Origin of the sequence: Cutibacterium granulosum (assembly GCF_900186975.1) — a bacterium.
GTDB lineage: Bacteria > Actinomycetota > Actinomycetes > Propionibacteriales > Propionibacteriaceae > Cutibacterium > Cutibacterium granulosum.
On the sequence record NZ_LT906441.1, the window covers coordinates 1,716,538 to 1,739,375 of the forward strand.

Below are 22,838 nucleotides of genomic sequence, written 5' to 3' on the forward strand. Positions count from 1 at the left end.
GCCCTCCATCGTCGCCAGTGGCACTGCCAGGAACCAGGCAGCTCGTCGATCTGTGGACGACGCTCCCGAGGTGCTCGAAGGAGCTGTGGACAACCCACACTGCGGGCACCCCACCCGAGGGTGGTCGCCCCATCCGTACCGTCCTGTTCCACGCCCGGCCACACCCGGCCACGCAGGCTGCACCCCTGTCCAGTCCTGTCGGTCAGCCACACCCCTGTCCACTCAGGGCGACTATCCGCTCAGGGCGACGGCAGTGATCGAGGCGTCCTCACCGAGCTGGGTCCAGCGATACCGGTACTCGTAGCGCAGCACGTGCCCGCTCTCGGTCATGACGACGGCCGACACAGTGTCGGCGGATGCCACGGTGGCCAACTGCACCATGTTCGCACCGGTGAGCTGACCCACCGGCGTCACCTCGGCACCGTCGCAGCACAACTCGAACGGCGTCCCCGATGCACCGACGGCGGATCGTGCGATGACCATGAGCTTGGTCTGGCTGATCCACCCCACGTCAATGGCGATCGTCATGCCCGGGTCCATCTCGGCGACGACACGCACCTCGGGCTGGCCAATGACCAGCATTCCCGAGGAATCCTTGCCCAGGGTGGACATCGCCAACCGGGAACCCTCTCCCTCCCCGAGGATGAAGGCGATGCGCGTCATGTCCGGGGAGATGCTGAACGCGCGAATCCTCGTACGACGCAGGGCCGTAGCATTCACCGGTCTCGGCCTGCCTGCCGGGGTCACCGCGTGGACGACGGGGGTGACGGAGCCGGTGTCCTCGGCGGTCCAGATCGTGTGGTCCCGAGTGATCTGGGGACGCACCATCGCGGTACCGCTGGCCAGTTTTCGTGCCGTGCGAGCACCAGTGCACCACCACCACAGGCCGGTTCTGCGCTGATCGACCAGTGCCCACTGGTGGTCGGGGGTGGCCGATGGGATGGCGCCAGAGGGAGCGGTGCTGGATGAGATGGCGCTGGGTGAAATAACGCTGGGTGAAATAGCGCTGGGGCGCAGGGTGCCGAGACTGCCGCTGAGCGGGCGGAAGGTCTCGTCGCTGACCAGCGACTGCAGTGTGCCACCTCTGACGACGGTGACGGCCAGCTTGTCATGGTTCTCGTAGGCTGCCATCGAGGCGAACAGGTCGAGGGAGACGGTGCCGTCCTCGGCGGCGTCGGCCAGCGTGAGGGGGACGCCGCGTGCGGTGAATCGCACCCGGGAGACCTGGGAGAACTGTGACAGGGTCCACGTGAACTGTGCCGCCATGACGCGCAGTTCATCGGGGGAAAGCCGTGCGGCTCGGGCATTCAACGGCACCGTCGCCACACCATTGGCGTCAATGCTGATGGATTCCGACGACAATTCCACAGAACTCGGTATGCCAGAATACCAGATGGATTCCGATCCGTCAGCGGCAGCTCCGCCCTTCGGCGGCCCAGCCAGCAGGGCCTTCACAGCATTGGTCGGGTTGGCCTCCGCCTGGGGAAGGTGGATGACGTCGGGGGCGACGAGACCGGAAACCCTCCCCAGGAAGTAGATGGAGATCGTGTGGTAGCCACGCTCGAAGGCGAACAACGACAGCAACAGCCCGGTGGGCGGAGCCGAGACACGCCACTGCCCCGCCACCTTGACCAGGGCGAAGTCGTGATCCAGGAATCCGTGCCCGCGCAGGTCATGGTGCCCGCTCGCGTCGAGGGTGGCGATGAGGGGTGCGTGCAGCACGGCCCGGTCGTCGTCGACGGTGGGTTTGTGGAACTCGGAGTCGTAGATGAGCGCGCCAGCGTGCGGGTCCCAGTGCTGGGCGGCCTCGTCGGTGAGGTATGCCCGGGCGCTGCGGTAGGCGTCGGTGGAGCTCGACATGGCCTGCAGGAATCCGGCCACGATGAGTTCTCGGCTGGCTCCGGGCTCGGGGGGACGCGGATTGACGTCGATGGGGTCCTGGCCTGCCGCCGGGCCGGGGGAATTGACCCGCTCGACGGGGCCTTCGGTGGGCACACCGGCGCATCCCGTCAGGGCGAGGGCTCCAGCCCCCACCCCGGCCCCCAGTACTGATCGACGGGAGAGCACCGATCGGCAGGAGAGATCCCGGTGGGCGATGGGCAGCGACGGATCATCGGCACTTGTCTGGTGACAGCCGCCGGTGTGGTGGCAGGTTCCGGTGTGGAGACAGGCGCCGGTACCGTGGCAGCCGCCGGTGTCACACGTGAGGTCGGTACGGACTCTGTCGGGACGAGTTCGGTCGGCAGAGGTTCTGGGGGTCTCGTGCTGGTCTCGGGGGCGTGTGAATCTCATGGTTCCTGCCTGTCGGAGGGCACCAGTGGTAGTGGCGAGGAGGTGAGCTCGGTTCCCCGGCGTCGTGGCAGCGTGAGTCGGAACTGGGCACCGTCACCTGGTCTGCCCCACGCCTCCAGACGTCCGCCGTGCAGCTCGGCGTCGTCATGTGAGATGGCCAGACCCAGACCGGTACCACCGACGGTGCGCACCCGCGAGGGATCGGCCCGCCAGAAGCGGCCGAACAGTTTGTCCACCTGCCACGCCTCGAGGCCGACACCATGATCCCGCACCGTCACGGCCACGGCATGCAGGTCATACCCCACGGTGACGTCAATGGGACGACATTCTGAATATTCAATGGCATTTGACAGCAGATTTCGCAGAATACGTCTCACTCGAATGGCGTCAATTTCCGCGGTGGCTCCGGAGAAGACGTGCACTCGTAGCTGGGTGTGCATCCTCGTGGCCAGGGGTTGGGCGGCCTGCACCTCTGCCTGCACCAGATCGACGATGTCGACCTCCTCAAGGGCCAGGGTCGCCGCGCCGGCGTCGATGCGTGAGATCTCGAGCAGGTCGCTGAGCATGTCCTCGAACCGGTCGAGCTGGGTCATGAGCAGGTGGGCGGATCGTTGCGCGGCGGGGTCTGCCTCGTCCATCTGGTCTGCAATGACGTCGGCAGCCATCCGCACCGTCGTCAGAGGGGTGCGCAGCTCGTGGGAGACGTCGGAGACGAACTGCTGCTGCAGGGTGGAGAGTTGTTCCAGGTCGACGATCCTGCCCTGCAGCTGGGCAGCCATCTCGTTGATCGAAGTGGCGAGTTTCGCCAGGTCGTCGGTACCGTGCACCGGCATGCGCTCATCAAGGTGCCCGTCGGCGAGCCGACGTGCCGTCCCGGAAGCCCGGCGAATGGGACTGGCCACCGCCCGGGTGGCCAGGAGGGTCGTGAATCCCAGACCCATGACGATGAGAACTCCGGTGAGGGCCACCACCCCCTTGATGGTCGTCAGGGTGTGCACCTCCTGCTCGAGTGGGAACAGGAAGTAGATGGGAATCCGCATGTCCTGACCCGGCACCCACAGCGTCGTACCCACGACGACTCCGGGGATCTGCCCACGGGAGGTGTCGGTGAATCTCAGGGTGGTGGGTGTGACGAAGACCCCGTCGGAGGAGGCGATGGTGTCAATGAGGTTCTGCGGCACGGAGTCCGCCGAGACGCCTGCCGAGATGAGTCCGGAGACCGAGCCCTGGATGATGATGTGGTAGTGCCCGGTGGGGCTGGCCGCCTCGTCGGCGAGCTGGGTGAGCCGTTCGTACAGGCTCGAGGTGCGCAGATCGGTGCCCTCCAGCTCGGTCTGCATCCGGTTGACGACTGCCGTCGCCTCGGCCACCGACGACTGTCGCTTGGCGGTGAGGATCCCGTCACCGACTCGTTGCATGAGGAACATGCCACCTGCCACCAGGACGATGAGGGCGAGCGACAGGGTGATCGCAATCATCCGCAGCGGCAGGGACGACCACCACAGGCGGCGTGCGGGGGTGAGGCGTCGGGGAATGCGTCGCCGCTCGTCAGGCTGCCGGGCCATCGGTCAACGTTCTTCCCCACCGGCTCGATACCCGGCACCTCGCACCGTGATGATGAGGCGAGGGTGTTCCGGGTCCAGCTCGATCTTGGAGCGCAGCCGCTGGACGTGGACGTTGACCAGGCGGGTGTCGGCGGAGCTGCGCTGGTAACCCCACACCTCCTCGAGCAGGGTGTCCCTGCTGAGGACGACATTGGGTCTGCGGGCCAGGGCGACGAGGATGTCGAACTCCAAGGGGGTGAGCATGATCTCTGCGCCGTCCCGGGTGACGCGATGGGCGGCGGTGTCGATGACGAGCCCACCCAAGGCGATGACGTCCGGGGTGGCCAGGTCGTTGGGTTGACGCAGCCTGGCCCGGACACGAGCCACGAGTTCCTTGGTCTTGAAGGGTTTGGAGACGTAGTCGTCGGCCCCGGACTCCAGCCCGGAGACGACGTCTGCGGTCTCGGAGCGGGCGGTGAGCATGATAATCGGCACCCCGCTGGTGCGTCGGATGTCTCGACACACCTCGATGCCGTTGCGGCCGGGCAGCATGAGGTCGAGCAGGATGAGGTCGGGGTTGAAACCGGTGCAGGAGTCGAGGGCGTCGGCACCGTTGTCGCACCAGTAGGTGACGTAGCCCTCCCGTTGCAGGACGATCTGCACCATCTCGGCAAGTGCGGCGTCATCGTCGACGACGAGCACTCGAGCGGCGTCGTCCTGCGTGTCGCGTGCAGCCACCTCGTCAACCTCCTGCCCCACCGTGTGGGATCATGCGCAACACGGGCCACCGCGGGAACCCCGTCACCCGTCCAACGGTGAATCATCGCGACGTCATTTTAGCGGGGCCGAACCGTGTGATGAGGCCCTGGGCAGCAAATTCACCCCTGGACGGCTCGGGCTGCCCGGCCCTCAAAGCTCACACGCTCGGGGAAGGGCAGGGCCTCGCTCCCCCGGCTCAGTTGAGGCTCTCGTCGTCGGGCATGGTGGAGAGCAGGGCCTCGGTGCCGTTCTGGCGTCGCAGCACCCGTCGCCACAGGGTGGCGGGGTCCGAGCCGAAGACGTCGGACTCCCGGGCGAGGGCATGCACCCAGTCACCGCGAATGATCTCCGACTCCAGCTGCCCCGGCCCCCATCCGGCGTAGCCGGCAAACACCCGTAGGTCTGAATAGGCTCCGTGCACGAGTTCCACCGGGGTGTCAAGGTGCAGCAGACCGGTGGCACCCCGGACCGGCCGCCATCCGGGCGGCTCCTCGTGGGGTTGCTGCACTCGCGCCACACAGATCGCACCGTTGGGAGAGACCGGACCGCCTTGGAAGATGCACTGCGGCGGGGTCATGAGATGCACCCACTGTGGCAGGATCTGGGCCATGTCCAGCTGGGAGGGCTGGTTGATGACGACGCCGAGTGCGCCGTCCTCGTCGCAGTCGAGCAGGTAGACGACGCTGTGGGCGAAAATCCCGGTGGTGAGTCCCGATCCGCTGATGAGCAGGTCGCCGGCAGCCGGCGGGTTCGCCAGAATCATGGTTCCATCTTGGCACTGGACCAACTCATCGTGTCGGGACAGGGCTCATCGAATGGGAATGAACGCAATGAAACCAAACCCCACATGGTCGGTGCTCCCCGTAGACGCGGGGATGAGCCCGACTTTGCTCGAAAGGTACACGTACCTGGACGCTGAACCCACATCCCGTGCAGACAGGCAATCCGTCAAATTCATCAGTCCAAGTTCTTCCGAATCAGTTTCAAGCACTTGGGCAGCACGTTCGAGCCGTAGGCCATCGCCCCTGACGATCCCCCGACGTCATACGAATCCTTGGTCTCCATCCGGATTATGTACATTGTCCCCATGCAGTCGCGCCGTGACGAAACGTCGAACAGTTCCCCCACCACCGGCCACCGGGACGTCAATCCCAAGGCCGCCGTACCGATCATGCTCACCGCCTTCGTGCTGTGCCTCATGATCGACAACGGTTTCAAGTTCATGACCTCCCCCATCGCCCACGACCTGCACCTGTCGGAGAACACGGCATCCCTGCAGGCAAGCCTGGCCGGAATCGTCATCGGCATTGGTGCCATGGTCTACGCCGCCCTGGCCGACAGCGTGAGTATCCGCACCCTGCTCATCATCGGCATGGCTCTGGTGGGCGTCGGCTCGCTCATCGGGTTCCTCTTCCACGGCGTCTGGCCGATGGTGCTCACCGGCCGGCTCATCCAGACCTCCGGCCTGGCCTGCGCGGAAACCCTGTACGTCATCTACGTCACCAAGCACCTGCCCGAGAAGGACCAGAAAACCTATCTGGGTTTCTCGACCTCGGCCTTCCAGCTGGCCATGCTGCTGGGCGTGCTCACCAGCGGTGTCGTCGCCACCTACATCTCGTGGACGGCCATGTTCCTCGTGGCACTCATCCTGGTGCTCACCATCCCGGTCATCGTCAAGACCGTTCCGGCCGAGGAGACCACCCAGGCCCACGTCGACGTCCTCGGACTCTTCCTCATCGCGGTGTTCTCCTCCAGCCTCATCATCTTCGTGGGAAATTTCGCCTGGTTGCCCGCCGTCGTCGCCCTGGTGGGAATTGCCCTGTTCATCTGGCACATCCACGCCCACGGCGAGACGATCGTGCAACCGGAGTTCTTCCACAACGGTCGTTACGTCACCACCCTCCTCGTGGTGCTCGTCGTCTATTCCACCCAGTTGGGGCTGTCGGCCGTCGTCATCCCCGGAGCCGTGCAGTACGTGCACCACCAGACCCTCGCCACCGCGTCATTCCTCATCGTTCCGGGATATGCAGTGGGTGCCATCGTCGGGGCCCTGTCTGGCCAGATCGGCAGGCGACTCACCTCCCGACGCGCCATCCTCACCGCGCTGGGCCTCATCCTGGTGGCCCTCGTGCTCACCGCATGCCTCATCTCCCAGAACACCTGGGTGCTCGTCATCGCCATGATGTTGTTCAGCGCCGGGTTCGCCATGATGTACGCACCCCTAGTCAACACCGCCATCGCCGACATTCCGGCGCAGAAGACCGGCATCGCCATCGGTTTCTACAATCTGACGATCAACCTCGCCATCCCGCTGGGTATCGCCTACTCCTCGAAACTTGCCGACAGCAGGATCCATCTGCTCGGTGACACCGGGGTGGCCGCAACCTATTCGAGCATCCTGTGGATCCTCGCCATCATCGCCGCAGCCGGTATCGCCATCTTCCTCATTGCCGATCACCGTCTCGGCCGATCGAGCGTGTGAACCAGCACTCATTTTGGCAAGGACGTATATTCCGAGAAGTACGTAGCAGACGATGCAAAGGTGAACAGACAATGACCACAACGTTGAAGAAGGCCTGTGTGATTGGCATGGCGGGCATCATGACGATTGGTCTGGGCGCATGCGGCAACAAGTCGGACTCCTCCTCGAATGCCGCCGGCAGCGACTCTGCTGCCTCGACGTCCACGACGACACTCAAGCAGGTCAGCAAGGACGACTTCACCAAGACCTTCTCCGACAAGAAGGTGGGTGGCCAGAAATTCTCCGTCATTGACAGCTCCCAGGTCGGCTCCCAGATTGACCGGCTCAACCAGGCCGTGAGCCAGCTCAAGGTCTCCCCCGCCTCGTGTGACACGGTGTTCAAGCAAGTCAGCGCCGGCGTCACCAAGGACGAGATGAACAACGTCCTCGTGGCAGCTGGTGGCGACGAGTCCAAGCCGGTTGCCGTGACCTTCAACACGAAACTCACCGACCGCCAGAAGAAGACCTACCAGTCCCAGGACGAACAGATCGCCAAATGCGGCAAGATGACGATGTCCGGTCAGGGACAGACCATGAACGTCAACGTCAAGACCAGCCCGCTCAAGGGGTACGAGAACATCTCCAAGCAGGCCTCCCTCATCGACACCACCAGCTCGATGGGCAAGAGCGACCAGCAGCACAACTATCAGGCATACGTCTGGCTCACCGATGACCAGCTCATCCGTACCAGCGCCAGTGACGCCAAGACGGCCGAGTCCACGCTGAAATCCGCCATTGACGCGCTGAAGGTCGTGCAGGGCTGAGGCTGCCACTTTCCGGAAGCGGTTTTCCCGTGGGGTGGGTGTGATCGGCGCCCACCCCACAGCGGTGTTCGGTGGAGGATCACTCGGGAACCCACATCTGCACTGGACGGTATTCCCCGAGCACGCATCGGCTCACGATTGGTGGTCACACGCTGCTGGTCAGTCATGCCTTCATGGTGAGTAACGGAGGTCGGGACTAGTGCATCGTCATCACACCAGAAGGTGACGCGACCGTCGTATCCAAAGACAGCACCCAGATCAATGTCCTCGGCGGATCCGGATGGACTGACCGGAACGTCAGTTGACCGTCCAACCCCAAATGCTGGGCCGGATGTTCTAGATTTGTTATGTGACACATAACGATTCCGAGGCAATCTCCACTGTGCGTGCATGGTGGGAGCTCGAGCAGGCCTTCGCCGCGTTCAACGCTGAGCTGCACCGAGACTACGACGTGACGGGCGGCCAACTCGCGCTCTTGCGCATCATCGCGGAGCGACAGCCGGTCACGATTCGTGAGCTGAGACGAGAACTCGACTGGCATCCCGCATCGCTTGGCCAGCTGGTGCAACGTCTGGTGGACCGGGGGTTGGTGGTTCGAACCCGCGATGCCGCCGATCGACGCGTCCGGACGCTCAGCCTCTCGCGGAGCGGGCAGGAACTACTTGCCAAGACGCCGTTGGTGGGCCCAGTCCGGCTGCGCCAGGTCGAGCTGCCCACCGGTGACTTGGCGATCATGCGGCGTGGCTTCGAGGTGGCCATAAAGGCGTTCGCCCTCACACCCTGGAGCCACGATGAATGAGCTCGAGTCCCTTCCCAACATCGGTCCCGAGCTGGCGCACGCCCTACGCTCGGCTGGAATCGCAGATTCAGACGCCCTGCGGCAAATCGGTGCCATCGAGGCCTGGTGGCGGATCCATCCCCGCTTCACCTGCCTGCACTCGCTGCTCGCACTGGAAGGCGCCGTCCAAGGCATTCCCAAACGACAGCTCGACGAAACAACTCGACGTCATCTCAAGGAGGCCACACAACCGTGATTCGACCCATCCGGATCGACAACGTGCTCATCGACGTACCGAATGTCGAGCAAGCCGCTGCTTGGTACCAAGAGTACGCAGGGCTCGCAGTGCTCTTCACCACCCCAGACATCGCAGTCCTACACACCGAAGACCATGCTGGCCCTGGCATCCTCCTGCGTCGCAGCGATCGTCCCAGCCATGGGACCGTCTGGTTCGAAGTCGCGGATGCCCAGCTCGTCGCCGACGCCTGGGGACTGCCGGTGTTCGCTGTTGCCACCGGAAAATGCGTCGAAATCCAGGACCCGTGGGGAAACACCGTGGGATTCACTGACTACTCGAACACTCACACGGCATGACCCACGCCAACACAGTCCTCAACCCTCACTCGCACCAAATCGCTCAGACCAGGGGTTTTGTGTCGGAACCGTGAATACTCACGCGCGGGGCCCAAAATGACACATACGCATGACAAAATGCCTGCTGACGCATCACAATGTGAGCGCCAGCAGGCACGTGGTGGAGATGGCGGGAATTGAACCCGCGTCCTTGAAAGGCGAACCAGACATTCTCCGGGCGCAGTCGATGCTGTCGTGTTGCTCGGCCCCTGCACTCGCACCGACACGGTGCAGACAGGCCCAGTCGCAGAAAAAGTCCCACTCAGCCGCTACGACACAGCTGAGCAGCAAGTCCTCTCAACGAGGCCAGGATCCGGGCGGAGGACCACACCCGGGCTGACCCTTCGATCACCGATCAGGCGGCGAGAGCGAAGTCAGTGCGATTGTTATCGGCACTTATTGGTTTCCAGGGATCGTTAACGAGTTGACCCTGGCTTCTCGGCCCGCTTCTCCTGGAACCACCGTTCCAAGTCGAAACCAGTCATCCCCTCTGTGGAGTTGTACCAGATCATTTTAGTCTTTTCACGACAGGAAGCAACCCCGTGACTCGATCGCATCATGGGGCCACGTCCTCACATGGCACGAGCCAGATTGATGGGGAGCTCAGTGGGAACGATTGCTGATCGAGGGCACTACGCCAGTAGCTCTGGGGCCAAGAAGAACTGTGGCCACGGAAACCCAGGATTCGCATGGGCCACCGGAGGCACCGGTCGGTTGCAGCCCAGGACCGGCCCTCAGTCGGGGCGCTGCCCCTCGTCCACGATCCTGGGCAGCATCTTCATCACCGGATCGTCCCAGTCAGTTCCCTCGAAGGCCTTGATGGCACGGATGAGCGTCCCCAACACCCACACGATTCCCCAGGCCCACATGGCGTCGCCAACGGCACCGTTCAAGTCCATGTTGCCCACACCGATCACGATCATCGTGATGACGACAAGGCCGAACATGTCAATCTGGAAATTGGCCTGCTTGGCAATCTGTCGGCGCGACCACGATCCCCTCTCGCTGATCGCGACACCGACGAGCGGACCGAACGGGCCGGTGAACAGAGCGCTGAGCCCCACGATGCCAGCACCCACGCTCGAGCCGTGAGTGGGCAGAGGACGAGTGCTCACCGCACTCGACACCAGGGGGACGGTGGCCAGGCCACGCAGGGTGGCATTGAGCTCCCGACGGGTCTTGGCACGCATCGCCTGCTCGACCCGTTGCTCCCACTCCCCGTGGTCCAGACGGCCGTCGGCCAACGCCACACCCAAGTAGTCGATGACGCGGTCACGCTGCTCATTCGTCACCCGGAGATCAAGGATGTCGTCGGTGCCAGTCATGCCTCCATTCTGCCGCATGTGACAAACCCCACGACACAGCCACTCGAAGTGCGGGGCGGGTGGGTGCGCAACAACACCGAACGCGCAGCTGCTGGAACACGGTCCCGGATCCACAGTGGCTGGGTGCCCCGGAACGAGCTGGGGGCCAGTCGTGCTCACCCCCCAAGCAGTGCGAGGGTGCTGGGTCCCGGAACGAGCTGAGGCAATCGTGCTCACGTGCCTCAAGTAGGGCGTGCCCCGAAACGAGCTGCACAGTCATGCTCGCGTGCCCCCAAGCAGGGTGAGTTTGCGCGCCACCTCCTGAACGAGCACCTGAACGAGCTGGGCGCCGAACCTGCCATGTCACTGAATGAGCCAAGTCACCTCATGATCCCAAGTCACTGGGTGAACCGGGGTCATGGGGTGAGGAGGCGGGCAGCCTGTGGTCATTTGGCAGTCTGGTGCTGCGAGGGGTGAGGGGCAGAGCAGTCTGAGACCACTGGACAGTCTGGGATCACAGGGCGGTCTGGCGCTGCGAGGGGTGAGGGGCCGGGTGGCTTGGCGTCACTGGGCAGCCTGACGCTGCGAGAATCGACGCAACGTGGTCACCGTCTCCCCCAGCTCGGCGAGCTGTTCACGCACTCGCACCGGGGCGGTGCCACCACGTCCGGTACGGGCCGCGACGGCGCCGTCCACCGTAAGCACCGAACGCACCTGGGGGGTGAGGCGCTCGTCCACCGCAGCGAGCTCGTCGTCGGTGAGATCGGCCAGCTCCTTGCCCTGCTCCTCACACACCTTGACGCACGCCCCGGAGATCTGGTGGGCGGCGCGGAACGGCACCCCTTGGCGCACCAGCCACTCGGCGATGTCGGTGGCCAGGGAGAATCCCTCCGGGGCCATCTGGGCCATGCGGTCCAGATGGAAGACGGCGGTGTCCATCATGCCGGTCACGGCGGGCAGCAGCAGGTGCAGCTGGTCGATCTGGTCGAAGACCGGCTCCTTGTCCTCCTGCAGATCCCGGGCGTAGGCCAGCGGCAGACCCTTGAGGGAGGCCATGAGCCCCGCCAGATCGCCAATGAGGCGACCAGCCTTAGCACGAGCGAGCTCGGCGATGTCGGGGTTCTTCTTCTGCGGCATGATCGACGAGCCGGTGGAGAACGAGTCGTCCAAGGTGACGTAGGAGAACTCCCGGGTGTTCCAGATGACGATCTCCTCGCTGAGCCGGGAGAGGTCGACGCCGATCTGGGCACAGACGAAGGCGAACTCGGCCACCATGTCACGGGCGGCGGTGCCGTCGATGGAATTGGGCACCGAGCCGCTGAATCCCAGCTCACCGGCAACCTGGACGGGGTCGAGCCCGAGTGACGAACCTCCCAGGGCCCCCGAACCGTACGGGCTCGAGTCGAGTCGGGCGTCAAGGTCACGCAACCGCTCCACGTCACGGATCAGCGGCCAGGCGTGCGCAGCCAGGTGATGGGCCAGCAGCACCGGCTGGGCGTGCTGCATGTGGGTGCGCCCGGCAATGACGGCATCGCCGGCCTCCTCGGCACGACGACGCAGCACCTCGACGAGATCCAGCACCTCCCCCGCCAGGGAGCGTGCCTCGTCACGCAGGTACATGCGCAGCAGGGCGGCGATCTGGTCGTTGCGGGACCGCCCAGCACGGATACGTCCACCCAGATCTGCCCCGGCACGCTCGATGAGGCCACGCTCGAGTGCAGTGTGGACGTCCTCGTCCTCCTCCGACGGGGTGAAGGAACCGTCGGCGACATCGGCGTCAAGTTGATCGAGCGCCGTGATGAGCCCGTCGAACTGCTCGTCGGTGAGCAACCCCGCCCGGTGCAGAACCCCGGCGTGCGCCTTGGAACCGGCGATGTCGTGACGAGCCAGTCGCCAGTCGAACTGCGTGGAGACGGACAGTGCAGCCAAGGCCTCGGACGGACCACCGGCGAACCGGCCGCCCCACAACGACAGACGACGGGCAGGTTCGGGTACAGGGTTGACGTTGTCGGTCACGATCGTCCTTTCATGAGAATTGACCAGCCTGGAAGCGGACTCCAACACTTCTCCCAGCGCGAGGAGCCACGGTGTCTTGCGGTCGAAGCCCGGTCACGGGCCTGCAGCCAGCCTAGCGAGTGGTGGATCGAGTACGGGACGTTCGGCTCACCGACGTCGCTTGAGTCGGCTCGACATGGCCCGTTCCGCCTCGCGTTTGGCGTCCCGCGCCTTGATCGCCTCGCGTTTGTCCCATTCCCTCTTTCCGGTGGCAACGGCGATCTCAACCTTCGCGTACCCGTCCTTGAAGTACAGCTCCAACGGGACGATCGTCTTGCCCGGGGAATCCATCTCACGAGAGATCTTGGCAATCTCGCGTTTGTTGAGCAGCAATTTGCGTTTGCGCATGACGTCGTGATTGCGCCAGGTACCAAACGCATATTCGGGGATGTGCAGGTTGTAGAGCCACACCTCACCATGCTCGTCCACCTGGGCAAAGGCATCCGCCAGGGAGGCCTTGCCTGCTCGCAGTGACTTCACCTCGGTGCCCTGCAGGACGAGTCCCGCCTCCCAGGTGTCACCGATGGTGTAGTCGTGGCGCGCCTTCTTGTTGCGAGCGACGACTGTCAACCCTCTCTCACGAGGCATGGGGCCTTCCTCTCCATCGACGACAGGAGTACAAATCCTATCGCGACGTGGCCGCCGGGGCGATCACCATTGATCGCAGCGGCACAATACCGTCGGCACCGTCGACGTGGGCCATCCACCACCTGACATGGCAAGGGCTTGGCACGGCACGCCTGTGCACCAGGCCGGCGCGACAGGCATGGGGTGGTCCGATCAGCCCACGCCGATCAGACCACCCCACCGGTTTCAGAACCAACGACCCATCGGATTCTCACGGTTTCCATCGGTCCACACCATGAAATGCAGGTGGCAACCCGTCGAGAAACCCGTGGTGCCGACATAGCCGATGACCTGGCCGCGCGACACGTGCTGCCCGACCCCGACCGTGTAGCTGCTGGCATGGTTGTACCCGGTCGTCACGTAGTGGCCGCCGATCTTGCCATGATCGAGCATGAGCCGGTTCCCGTAACCCCTGTTGAAGTACTTCTCGGCAACGACTCCGTCTCGAGGCGCCCGGATCGGGGTGCCGCACGAGGCGCCGAAGTCGGTGCCGTCATGGAGCTTCCACACGTGCAGGACGGGGTGGAACCGCTGTCCGTAGGGTGAGGTGATCGGGCCGTTGACCGGGTAGTCGAAGTACGAGGACGCCTTCCTGGTGCTGCCCGAGGACCTCTTGTGCGCCTTCTTCGGGTGATGGCGATGAGGCCTGCTGTGCTTGGCGGATTTCCTGGACGTCGACTCGGCCTTCTTGGCAGCCTTCTTCTCGGCAGCGGCCTTGGCGGCAGCTTCCTTGGCGCGTCGCTCGGCCTCGGCGCGTCTGCGAGCTTCCTCGGCACGTTTGGCAGCAGCGATGCGCTCCTTGATGCGCTTGTCGAGCTGGTCCTCCTCGGCACGCAGCTCCTCCTGGTGCTTGCGCTCCCCCGCAAGCTTGGCGTCCGCGCTCTTCTTGGCCTGCTCGTTGGCCGTCACGGCCGCAGCGACATCCTGCTTGGCAGTGCCGGCTGCAGACTCGGCCTGCTGCTTGCGCTCCAGGAGATCCTCGACGGCCTGCTTCTCACGCGCGACCCGATCTCGCGCCTGCTTCTCCACGTCGCGTGCCTTGCTGAGTGCGATCTGGCGAGTCTCAAGCTGGTCCAGTGCCTGCTGCCCCCCGGCCATGAGGGCGTTGGACCACTGAATACGTGCGTTCATGTCGCCTGAGTCCATGTTCGTGAGGAATGTCGCAACACCCATCATGGGGGTCTGCTGCTGGACCGTTCGACTCACGACGACGGAAAGTTTCCGGTGCTCCCGCACCTGGGCTGCCTCGTTGCTCCTGACCTTCTGCTCGGCACGGGAGAGGTCACTCCTCGCCTTCTGCAGTTCGGCGGCCTTGGCCTCATCGGCTGCCTTCGCCTGGGAGACGGCGTCCTGGGCACCCTGCAAGGTCTTTCTGGCCTGGTCCAGGTCGTTCTGGGACTTCTGCAAGGCGTCGGCCGCCTTGTTGACCTCGTCACTGTAGCCCTCAGCGGCAGCCTCGGACTTCGTGATCTGCTTGGAGACCTCGTCCTTGCGATCGGTGAGGTCGTCGGCGGAAGCCGTGTGGATGGTTCCGGCAGCGCTCACCGCCCACCCACTCAGTCCGACGACGAAGGCCAGTGCCAGGCCCTGGACCCGGCGATGACGCCGCGACATGGCGCTGGGATCGTCCTTGGCATCTCGCTGGGGCGAAGCGAACGTGGTCGATTTGGCCGGGGGAAGCAGCCTCCTCATATGACACCCTTCTTTCCTGACATGCTGTGACTACTCAGACCTTGAGATACTTCTTTGCCGCCGCATAGGACGGGATGAGGGACAGGACGACGGCCACGATGGCCAACCATCCAATGGCCACCCACACGTGGTGCCAGTTGACCCACGCGATCGTCGACATCGTCACGGCGAATTTCTTCATGACGATGACATAGGTACCCGCCGCCAGAGTGCCGGCGGCCAGGATCGCACCAATGAGCCCAGCCACCAGGGACTCCAACAGGAACGGCGTGAGGATGAAACGGTTGGACGCACCAACCAGCTTCATGATCTCCAACTCCCGGCGACGCGCGAACACGGCCATACGTATGGTGTTGGTGATCTGCAGGGCGGCAGCCACGAGCAGCAGTGCCGACAGACCCACCGTCGTCCATCGCAGGGAGTTGAGCCACACGAAGAGCGGGTCGAGGGCGGTGTGCAGATCGACGACGGCCTGGACACCCTTCATGGTCTGGGTGGCGGCCACGACCTCACGGTAGTTCTCCGGATTCACCAGTTTCACCCGGAAGGAGTCCTGGATGGTGTCCACCGTGAGGATCTCCTTGACCGGGGAGTCCTTGTAGACCCGCTGGTACTCCTCGAAGGCGTCCTTCTTGGACTCGTAGTAGACCTTCTCGACCTGCGGATCGCTCTGCAGGGCAGCCTTGATCGCGTCCTTGTCCGCCTGGCTTGCGTCCTTGCCGGGCACACAGTTGTCGCCGGGAACGTTCTTCACGCACAGGAAGACCGACACCTCGACCTTGTCGTACCACTTACCCTTGATGAGGTCGACCTGCTGGGCCGCCAACAGCGCGGCACCGAACAGAGACAGCGAGACCCACATCGTGACGATGACGGCAATCGTCATGCTGACATTGCGTCGCAAACCGTTCCGGGTCTCTCGCAGGGTGTGTCTCATGTGGTCAGTCCTTGGCAGCTGGGGGCAGATCAGTTCGTGTTCGGGTGGGTCGGGATGGGGGTTCCTGGGTGGAAGGTCTCATCGTCACTGGGTGCCGTACAGGCCGGCCTTCTGGTCGCGAACGAGGTGGCCGTGATCCAGCTCCAGCACACGTCGGCGCATCTGGTCGACGATGGTGGCGTCATGGGTGGCCATGAGCACCGTCGTTCCACTGCGATGAATGCGGTCGAGCAGCTTCATGATGCCGATACTCGTCTCCGGGTCCAAGTTTCCGGTCGGCTCGTCGGCAATGAGGATCCCCGGGTGGTTGACGACGGCGCGTGCAATGGCGACTCGTTGCTGCTCACCGCCGGACAACTCGCCGGGCATGCGATCCCCCTTGTCCGCAAGTCCCACCAGCTCCAGGGTTCGGGGCACCTCGTCACGGATGCATCGAACGGACTTGCCGATCACCTCCAGCGCAAAGGCGACGTTCTCGTAGACCGTCTTTCCCGGCAGCAGCTGGAAGTCCTGGAACACCGTGCCGATCCCTCGTCGCAACGAGGCGACCCGACGCCGTGACATGAGACCGACATTTCGACCATTGACCATGAGCCGACCACGACTGGGGCGCTGCTCACCCAGGATGAGTCGGATGAACGTCGACTTGCCGGAGCCGGACGGCCCCACGAGGAAGACGAACTCACCGTCGTCGATGTCAACACTGACGTTCATGAGGGCAGGGTGGGTCTGCCCGGCATAGACCATGCTGACACTGTCGAAGGTGATCAAAGGATTCCGTCCTTGACGCTCGCTGCTGACCTCGGCCCCGTGCTCGCGGGCCGAGAGATGATCCGGTGGCCAGGGCTCGGATCATTCAGTACCGAGTCTAGAAGGGCATGGACACGAAAAAGCAGGCGACTCGCCCGAGCGAGCCGTCTGCAGTGAGGTAAGTCTGAGGATTCTCAGGATTCGTTCTCGGTGCTGCGCCGCCACCGGATACCGGCGTCGATGAACCCGTCGATGTTGCCGTCGAAGACCGCATCGGTGTTGCCGACCTCGTAGTTGGTGCGCAGATCCTTGACCATCTGGTAGGGGTGCAGCACGTAGGAGCGCATCTGGGCACCCCACGAGTTGCCCTCGGACTTCAGCGAGTTCATCTCGGCCTCCTGCTCCTGGTGGGCCTTCTCCAGCAGCTTGGCCTGCAGCACGCGCATGGCGGCAGCCTTGTTCTGGATCTGGGAACGCTCGTCCTGACAGGTGACGACCATCCCGGTGGGCAGGTGGGTCAGGCGCACGGCCGAGTCGGTGGTGTTGACGCCCTGGCCGCCGGGACCTGAGGAGTGGAAGACGTCGACACGCAGGTCCGAGTCGGGGATGTCGACGTGGTCAGCCTCCTCCACCACTGGGAGCACCTCGACACCGGCGAAGGAGGTCTGGCGGCGTCCCTGGTTGTCGAACGGGCTGATGCGCACCAGACGGTGGGTGCCGGACTCCACCGACAAGGTGCCATAGCCGTATGGGGCGTGCAGGATGAAGGTGGCCGACTTGATGCCAGCCTCCTCGGCGTAGGAGGTGTCGAGCATCTCCACCTTGTAGTCGTGACGTTCGGCCCATCGGGTGTACATGCGCAGCAGCATCTCGGCGAAGTCGGCAGCATCCACGCCACCGGCCTCGGAACGCACGGTGACGACTGCCTCACGCTCGTCGTACTTGCCGGAGAGCAGGGTGCGAACCTCGAGGGAATCGATCTCGTCGCGCATCCGCTCCAGCTCCTGCTCGGCCTCCTTCTCGGAGTCCTCGTCGTCACCCTCGGCGGCAAACTCGAGCAGGACGGAGACGTCCTCAAGACGCGAACGCAGCTTCTCCAGACGGGACAGCTCAGCCTGCAGGGCGGACAGCCGGGAGGTCACCTTCTGGGCGTGCTCCTGGTCGTCCCACAGATCGGGGGCAGCAGCCTGCTGCTCCAGCTCGGCGATCTCTTTCTTCTTCGTCTCAGGATCGAGGACGAGCTCGATCGACTCCAGGGAGTGATTGAGCTCATCAACGGTCTGTTGCAGGTCTACCAATGCCACAATAAGGTACTCTATCGTCTGTTCGGTTCGGGGGCACATGCCCACGACGCAGGGGCACATAGCTCAGTTGGTCAGAGCGCCTGCCTTACACGCAGGAGGTCGTCGGTTCGAGACCGGCTGTGCCCACCCCTGAAGCCCTCCCCGGGACACGTCCCCTCGTTTCTTCCACTCACCGGCCAGCAATGGTGTTCACTTATACTGACCTCAGCAATCCCAATGCACAAGGAGACACATGCCGAACGACCAGTGGGGCCCTTACAAGACTCCGGAGGACCAGCCTCAACGCCCCGCCTCCGACATCCCCCAAGGGCAGGGCAACTCACATGAACAGAACCCGCACGCAACGCAGTACCCCCAGCAGCCGCAGGACCAGCAGCCAGGCCGGGGCCAGTACGCACCCAACCCATGCGGCTACGATCCCTACACACCACAGCAGGTAGGCCATCCGCGACCCCGAGTCTCCTTCCCCACCGCCGTAAGGCTCTTCTTCAAGAACTACGCCGTGTTCAACGGCCGCGCCTCCCGCTCGGAGTTCTGGTGGGTAGTTCTGCTCAACATCCTCGTTGGAGCAGTCCTCGGGGGCATCAACGGTGGCATGGGTGGTTCGACCACGAATCCGAGCACGCTCTACTCGGTGCTGTCACTCGTGTGGGAGCTCGCGACCCTCGTCCCCAGAATCGCCTTGGGCGTGCGTCGTCTTCACGACACCAACCGCAGTGGATTCAACCTTTTCTGGGCCCTGCTTCCCGTCGTTGGCTGGATCGTCCTGCTGGTCTTCTACTGCCAGTCCTCCCATCCCGATGCCTGGCGCAGGTACGACAACGGCACGCTACCGGTTGAGGAGTGAGAGAGCTGACCGAGAGGTACCTGGGCTGACCGAGGGGCCAGCCGGTCGACCAGCGAACGGCTGAGCAGTTGCTGCTCCACGACCACACCGACCCCCAGCACTGACCGTGTGCTGGGGGTCGCGTTGTCTCCTGAGGATCGTGCTGTCCCGGATCCCCACCGTCCTTCGACGGATTCACACCGCCCGCCGCGGGAAAACTCCCGCCGGGGAAACTCGGTCTCAGGTGTCGCGTTCAGGGTGTCAGGACGTCGCTGCACTCAGGGGCTGTCGCAGTGCTCAGGCCTGCAGATTGGCCAGCACGTCGTCCAGGTCGTCGGGACGTACGAGCACCTCACGCGGCTTGGACCCCTCCGAGGGGCCGACGACATTGCGGGTCTCGAGGATGTCCATGAGGCGGCCAGCCTTGGCGAACCCAACGCGCAATTTGCGTTGCAGCATCGAGGTGGATCCCAGCTGCAGCTCGACGACGAGTTTTGCAGCCTCCAGCACGAGTTCCAGATCGTCACCGATGTCCTCGGCAACCTTCTTCGTCGCTGGCGGGGCGGCGACGTCCTCCCGGTAATGGGCCGCCATCTGGGAGCGCACATGCTCGGCCACCGTGTGGATCTCCGCGTCCGAGACCCACGATCCCTGCACACGGATCGGTTTGGATGCCCCCATCGGCAGGAAGAGCCCGTCGCCCTGACCGACGAGTTTCTCCGCACCCGGCTGGTCCAGGATCACTCGGGAATCCGTCATCGACGAGGTCGCGAAGGCCAGACGTGAGGGCACATTGGCCTTGATGAGTCCAGTGACGACGTCGGTGGACGGGCGCTGGGTGGCCAGCACCAGGTGGATACCGGCAGCACGGGCCAACTGGGTGATTCGCACGATCGAGTCCTCGACGTCACGAGGAGCCACGAGCATGAGGTCGGACAGCTCGTCGACGACGACCAACAGGTGCGGGTAGGGGGCCAGGGTGCGCTGGGACCCCTCGGGCAGCTGCACCTGACCCGCCTTGACGGCCTTGTTGAAGTCCTTGACGTGCCGGAACCCGAAGGCGGCCAGGTCGTCGTAACGCTGATCCATCTCACGCACGACCCACTGCAGAGCCTCGGCGGCCTTCTTGGCGCTGGTGATGATCGGCGTCACCAGATGGGGGATCCCCTCGTACTGGGTGAGCTCGACGCGCTTGGGGTCAACGAGCATCATGCGCACCTCGTCGGGAGTGGCTCGCATCATCACCGAGGTGATGAGTGAGTTGACGAAGCTCGACTTGCCCGAGCCGGTGGCGCCGGCCACCAGCAGGTGGGGCATCTTGGCCACATTGGCGATGACGAATCCACCCTCGACGTCCTTGCCGAGCCCCACGACGAGCGGGTTGTGGTCATTGCGGGCCTTCGCGGAGCGCAACACATCGCCCAGGGAGACGATCTCCTTGTCCGTGTTGGGGATCTCGATGCCGATGGCGGACTTTCCCGGGATCGGGGAGAGAATACGTACCTCGGGTGAGGCCACGGCATAGGCGATGTTCTTGCTCAGCGCAGTGACCTTCTCCACCTTGACCGCAGCCCCGAGTTCCACCTCGTAACGCGTGACGGTCGGTCCTCGGGAGTAACCGGTGACCTTGGCGTCGATACCGAATTCGTTGAACACCCCGGTGAGCTTCGCCACGACGGCGTCGGAGGCCTCGGTGCGCGCCTGCGGCACCGAGCCGGGTTTGAGCAGATCGTAGGACGGCAGGGTGTAGGCGACGTCGTCGGCCAGTTGCTCGACGCGCTCGGGCATGGGCTCCTGATCCGCGGGCTGCAGATCGGCATGCTCGTGGACCGTGAAATCAGCCGGGAGACCCGCCGTGGTCCGGGAACGACCCTCCGACTGTTCCTGGTCGTTCGTCTCGGCAAGCACGGCGGTCGGGGTCTCATCGGCGTCCCGACCCAGCAGTCCGGGATTGTAGGCGGCACCGGGGAGGGTGGGGATGTCATCGTCGTCGCCATCACCCACCAGCGGGGTCTCGTAGGCGTCCCGGGAATCGAGCTCCAGCTCCTCCTGACGACGCTGCTGGCGTTGCCTGCGGTTGGCTCGATGGGCGGACATCCGGCTGCCGAGACCAGGACCGGCAACCAGGTAGGAGCCGAGACCGGTGAGCACGGCGAGCAGGGGGACCCCTCCCCAGACAGTGAGGATGTCGGAGAGCAGGTGTGAGGAGATGAATCCGAGGATGCCGCCGGCGTCCCGCATGGCTGCGGCATCGTCGGGGCCAGGCAGCCCGTCGGCGACATTGACGAGCCCCTGCAGCCCCAGGCACAGCACCAGCCAACCGCCGAGCTGCCGACTTCCCGAACCCAGCCGGTCAGGGTGTCGATAGGCACGCCACGACATCCAGAATCCGGCGATCGGCAGGGCGTAGGAGATCATGCCGAAAATGGTGGAGACGCCGATCCGTAGGGCGTCACCGACCGGGCCGGGCAGCTGGAACCAGAAGGCGATGGCCACGAGGATCGATCCGAAGGCAGTGATGGTGGCTGCCCCGTCGCGGCGATTCTGTGGGGTGGGCAGGCTCGAGCCAATACGGCGAACCAACGCCCCCATGGCGCCCACCAATCCGCCCCAGGTGGCGGAAAGGGCACGCGAGACCGGATTCTGGGCGCTCGACGCCGTTCCACGTGAGGCGCTCTTGCGCGATGTGGTGGCCTTGGAGGTGGACGCACGAGAAGACGTCGACTTCTTGCTCCGCGAGCTGGTCGACGTCTGCTTCTTCCTCCCCTGGGTGGTTGCCCCGGTCTTCTTGCGCGACCGTGACGGGGAGGCCCCACGAGTAGCCATGCTCTGGACGCTACCAAAGTGGTGAGACATTCCCCGTCAGGCACGCGTGGCACGACCTGATCCTCCAGCGGCAGAGTCTGTGAGCGGGCAGGGTGGGTCAGGGGCTCGTCAGCCCGTGTGACGAGTCGAACCGGCGGACTCGATCGGCGCCGTCACGACGAGAAATGCGTCCAGCCCCCGGCGCCCTGCCATTGCTGACCGTCAACCATGATGCACGGGTGCCCCATCGGTGCGGAACCGGCTGCGTCGGGTCCGGCGGCAGCATCGACGCTGCCGATGACCGTCCAGCCCTCGGGCACGGTGCCAGGTGCGAAGGTGGCGACGAGGGCATGATCCTCTCCCCCGGTGAGCATCCACGTCATGGGATCGGTGTCGATGCGTTCGGCAGCCGCACGTACCGGCTCGGCAATGATGAATGCCTCGGAGCGGAGATTCACCCTCACCCCGGAGTTCTGGGCAATGTGCCCCAGATCGGCGATGAGGCCGTCGGAGACGTCGATCATGGCGTGCGCCCCGGCGCGAGCTGCCACTCGACCCTGACCGTACGGCGGTTGTGGATGACGCTGTGACTCGATGGTTTCCCGGTATCTGGACACATCGTGCTGGAAACGCCGGGCTGCGTCTGCCGTGGAACCGTCGAATCCGCGTTGGTGTGCCCCTTCCCCCGGTTGGAGCCAGCCGATCCCGTGCATGAGCAGGTCGAGACCTGCGGCGGCGTACCCCAGTCGACCGACGTAGGCCACCTCGTCACCCACCTGGGCGCCGTCGCGACGCACTGGGGCAAGCCCTGCCGTCTGCCCCATGACGGTGACCGAGATGCTGATGATCTCACCATTGGTGGTGTCTCCCCCGACGATGCTGACACCCGCGAGCTGCGCCTCCTGGGCCATACCAGCCATGAACTCGCGAGCCCATCGCACCGGCAGACTGGCGGGGGTGCTGAACCCCAGCACGACGGTGAGCGGCTGGGCGCCCATGGCCTCGATGTCTGCGACGTTGACGGCGATCGCCTTGCGCCCGACGTCATGGGCCGATGACCAGTCACGGCGAAAGTGTGAGTTCTCGATGAGAAGATCGACCGAGACCACCATGGATCCGTCGATGGTGACCACGGCCCCGTCGTCACCGGGGCCCAGCTGCACCTGTGGTCCCATGGACAGCGGGGCGACGAGGGAGTCGATGAGGGGGAACTCCCCCACCTGGGCGATGGTCTGCTCGGTCATGGC

At 64.4% G+C, this 22,838-nt stretch carries 18 protein-coding genes, 1 tRNA gene, 1 other RNA gene and 2 pseudogenes; 7 read left to right on the plus strand and 15 right to left on the minus strand.

All coding sequences use genetic code 11. The features are described from left to right. Positions 1-231: 231 nt before the first annotated feature. The 4 genes from CKV91_RS07285 to CKV91_RS07300 all read right to left on the minus strand — a co-directional run bounded on the left by CKV91_RS07285 (position 232) and on the right by CKV91_RS07300 (position 5,358). On the minus strand, positions 232-2,292 hold the full coding sequence (locus tag CKV91_RS07285; protein WP_065860638.1) for an LpqB family beta-propeller domain-containing protein: 2,061 nt from the start codon (positions 2,290-2,292) through the stop codon (positions 232-234). Continuing rightward, on the minus strand, positions 2,289-3,755 hold the full coding sequence (gene mtrB, locus CKV91_RS07290; protein WP_197691387.1) for an MtrAB system histidine kinase MtrB: 1,467 nt from the start codon (positions 3,753-3,755) through the stop codon (positions 2,289-2,291). Before mtrB ends, CKV91_RS07285 begins: the two co-directional genes overlap by 4 nt. 105 nt (positions 3,756-3,860) lie before the next feature. Beyond that, positions 3,861-4,574 carry an MtrAB system response regulator MtrA gene (gene mtrA / locus CKV91_RS07295; protein WP_267911566.1) on the minus strand — a complete coding sequence of 238 codons (714 nt, stop codon included), beginning with the start codon at positions 4,572-4,574 and terminating at the stop codon, positions 3,861-3,863. Between the two features lie 217 nt (positions 4,575-4,791). Further along, the gene (locus tag CKV91_RS07300) at positions 4,792-5,358 is read right to left on the minus strand and encodes a YqgE/AlgH family protein (RefSeq protein WP_065860637.1); all 567 of its coding nucleotides are present in this window, start codon (positions 5,356-5,358) and stop codon (positions 4,792-4,794) included. 324 nt (positions 5,359-5,682) lie between these two features. Here CKV91_RS07300 and CKV91_RS07305 point away from each other — a divergent pair, with 324 nt between their 5' ends. The 5 genes from CKV91_RS07305 (at position 5,683) to CKV91_RS07325 (ending at position 9,252) form a co-directional block, all read left to right on the plus strand. Continuing rightward, positions 5,683-7,077 (plus strand): MFS transporter, encoded by a 1,395-nt coding sequence (locus CKV91_RS07305; RefSeq protein ID WP_095141007.1) that lies wholly within the window; start codon positions 5,683-5,685, stop codon positions 7,075-7,077. Positions 7,078-7,148: 71 nt separating this feature from the next. Then, entirely contained in the window at positions 7,149-7,880 is a 732-nt protein-coding gene (locus tag CKV91_RS07310; RefSeq protein ID WP_065860636.1) for a hypothetical protein, read from the plus strand. 349 nt (positions 7,881-8,229) lie between these two features. After that, a complete protein-coding gene (locus CKV91_RS07315) occupies positions 8,230-8,679 on the plus strand; it encodes a MarR family winged helix-turn-helix transcriptional regulator (RefSeq protein WP_065860635.1) in 450 nt (149 codons plus the stop codon). Continuing rightward, entirely contained in the window at positions 8,672-8,914 is a 243-nt protein-coding gene (locus tag CKV91_RS07320; RefSeq protein WP_065860634.1) for a TfoX/Sxy family DNA transformation protein, read from the plus strand. The genes CKV91_RS07315 and CKV91_RS07320 overlap by 8 nt, the downstream gene beginning before the upstream one ends. After that, positions 8,911-9,252, plus strand: a complete 342-nt coding sequence (locus tag CKV91_RS07325) for a VOC family protein (RefSeq protein ID WP_065860633.1) — start codon at positions 8,911-8,913, stop codon at positions 9,250-9,252. Before CKV91_RS07320 ends, CKV91_RS07325 begins: the two co-directional genes overlap by 4 nt. A gap of 158 nt (positions 9,253-9,410) precedes the next feature. On the opposite strand, the gene ssrA is transcribed toward CKV91_RS07325, so the two are convergent. From ssrA to prfB, 8 genes are all read right to left on the minus strand, one after another. Beyond that, positions 9,411-9,780, minus strand: a transfer-messenger RNA (tmRNA) gene (gene ssrA / locus CKV91_RS07330). Positions 9,781-10,025: 245 nt separating this feature from the next. Then, complete coding sequence (locus CKV91_RS07335; protein WP_157738760.1) at positions 10,026-10,616, minus strand: DUF1707 SHOCT-like domain-containing protein; 591 nt, start codon at positions 10,614-10,616, stop codon at positions 10,026-10,028. A 543-nt stretch (positions 10,617-11,159) separates the two neighbouring features. Further along, positions 11,160-12,611 (minus strand): argininosuccinate lyase, encoded by a 1,452-nt coding sequence (argH, locus tag CKV91_RS07340; RefSeq protein ID WP_411791889.1) that lies wholly within the window; start codon positions 12,609-12,611, stop codon positions 11,160-11,162. Between the two features lie 147 nt (positions 12,612-12,758). Further along, positions 12,759-13,238: an SsrA-binding protein SmpB gene (gene smpB / locus CKV91_RS07345; RefSeq protein ID WP_065860631.1), complete on the minus strand. Its 480-nt coding sequence runs from the start codon at positions 13,236-13,238 to the stop codon at positions 12,759-12,761. Between the two features lie 225 nt (positions 13,239-13,463). Beyond that, on the minus strand, positions 13,464-14,969 hold the full coding sequence (locus CKV91_RS07350; protein WP_065860630.1) for a M23 family metallopeptidase: 1,506 nt from the start codon (positions 14,967-14,969) through the stop codon (positions 13,464-13,466). A gap of 34 nt (positions 14,970-15,003) precedes the next feature. Further along, positions 15,004-15,906 carry a permease-like cell division protein FtsX gene (ftsX, locus tag CKV91_RS07355; protein ID WP_021105761.1) on the minus strand — a complete coding sequence of 301 codons (903 nt, stop codon included), beginning with the start codon at positions 15,904-15,906 and terminating at the stop codon, positions 15,004-15,006. A gap of 84 nt (positions 15,907-15,990) precedes the next feature. Beyond that, entirely contained in the window at positions 15,991-16,677 is a 687-nt protein-coding gene (gene ftsE, locus CKV91_RS07360; protein ID WP_021103493.1) for a cell division ATP-binding protein FtsE, read from the minus strand. 173 nt (positions 16,678-16,850) lie between these two features. Beyond that, positions 16,851-17,960, minus strand: a complete 1,110-nt coding sequence (gene prfB, locus CKV91_RS07365; RefSeq protein ID WP_021103494.1) for a peptide chain release factor 2 — start codon at positions 17,958-17,960, stop codon at positions 16,851-16,853. Positions 17,961-18,012: 52 nt separating this feature from the next. Between prfB and CKV91_RS07370 the strand changes: the two genes are divergently transcribed. Together CKV91_RS07370 and CKV91_RS07375 are read left to right on the plus strand one after the other, a co-directional pair. After that, a tRNA-Val gene (locus CKV91_RS07370) sits at positions 18,013-18,086 on the plus strand. A 106-nt stretch (positions 18,087-18,192) separates the two neighbouring features. Continuing rightward, positions 18,193-18,807, plus strand: coding sequence for a DUF805 domain-containing protein (locus CKV91_RS07375; protein ID WP_065860629.1), 615 nt, complete (start codon positions 18,193-18,195; stop codon positions 18,805-18,807). A 276-nt stretch (positions 18,808-19,083) separates the two neighbouring features. Here the strand turns inward: CKV91_RS07375 and CKV91_RS07380 are convergent. The 3 genes and pseudogenes from CKV91_RS07380 to CKV91_RS07385 form a co-directional block, all read right to left on the minus strand. Continuing rightward, positions 19,084-20,715: pseudogene (locus CKV91_RS07380) on the minus strand (DNA translocase FtsK); the annotation flags it as partial. 246 nt (positions 20,716-20,961) lie between these two features. Then, positions 20,962-21,642: pseudogene (locus tag CKV91_RS10145) on the minus strand (DNA translocase FtsK); the annotation flags it as partial. Between the two features lie 122 nt (positions 21,643-21,764). Beyond that, positions 21,765-22,835, minus strand: coding sequence for a thiamine-phosphate kinase (locus CKV91_RS07385; RefSeq protein WP_021103498.1), 1,071 nt, complete (start codon positions 22,833-22,835; stop codon positions 21,765-21,767). Positions 22,836-22,838 lie beyond the last annotated feature (3 nt).

Excerpts from the sequence above, each read along its gene's own strand:
- CKV91_RS07285 (WP_065860638.1), bottom strand. The coding sequence starts at position 2,292 with ATGAGATTCACACGCCCCCGAGACCAGCACGAGACCCCCAGAACCTCT.
- CKV91_RS07300 (WP_065860637.1), bottom strand. The coding sequence starts at position 5,358 with ATGATTCTGGCGAACCCGCCGGCTGCCGGCGACCTGCTCATCAGCGGA.
- CKV91_RS07305 (WP_095141007.1), top strand. The coding sequence starts at position 5,683 with ATGCAGTCGCGCCGTGACGAAACGTCGAACAGTTCCCCCACCACCGGC.
- CKV91_RS07310 (WP_065860636.1), top strand. The coding sequence starts at position 7,149 with ATGACCACAACGTTGAAGAAGGCCTGTGTGATTGGCATGGCGGGCATC.
- CKV91_RS07320 (WP_065860634.1), top strand. The coding sequence starts at position 8,672 with ATGAATGAGCTCGAGTCCCTTCCCAACATCGGTCCCGAGCTGGCGCAC.
- CKV91_RS07335 (WP_157738760.1), bottom strand. The coding sequence starts at position 10,616 with ATGACTGGCACCGACGACATCCTTGATCTCCGGGTGACGAATGAGCAG.
- smpB (WP_065860631.1), bottom strand. The coding sequence starts at position 13,238 with ATGCCTCGTGAGAGAGGGTTGACAGTCGTCGCTCGCAACAAGAAGGCG.
- CKV91_RS07350 (WP_065860630.1), bottom strand. The coding sequence starts at position 14,969 with ATGAGGAGGCTGCTTCCCCCGGCCAAATCGACCACGTTCGCTTCGCCC.
- ftsX (WP_021105761.1), bottom strand. The coding sequence starts at position 15,906 with ATGAGACACACCCTGCGAGAGACCCGGAACGGTTTGCGACGCAATGTC.
- CKV91_RS07375 (WP_065860629.1), top strand. The coding sequence starts at position 18,193 with ATGCCGAACGACCAGTGGGGCCCTTACAAGACTCCGGAGGACCAGCCT.
- CKV91_RS07385 (WP_021103498.1), bottom strand. The coding sequence starts at position 22,835 with ATGACCGAGCAGACCATCGCCCAGGTGGGGGAGTTCCCCCTCATCGAC.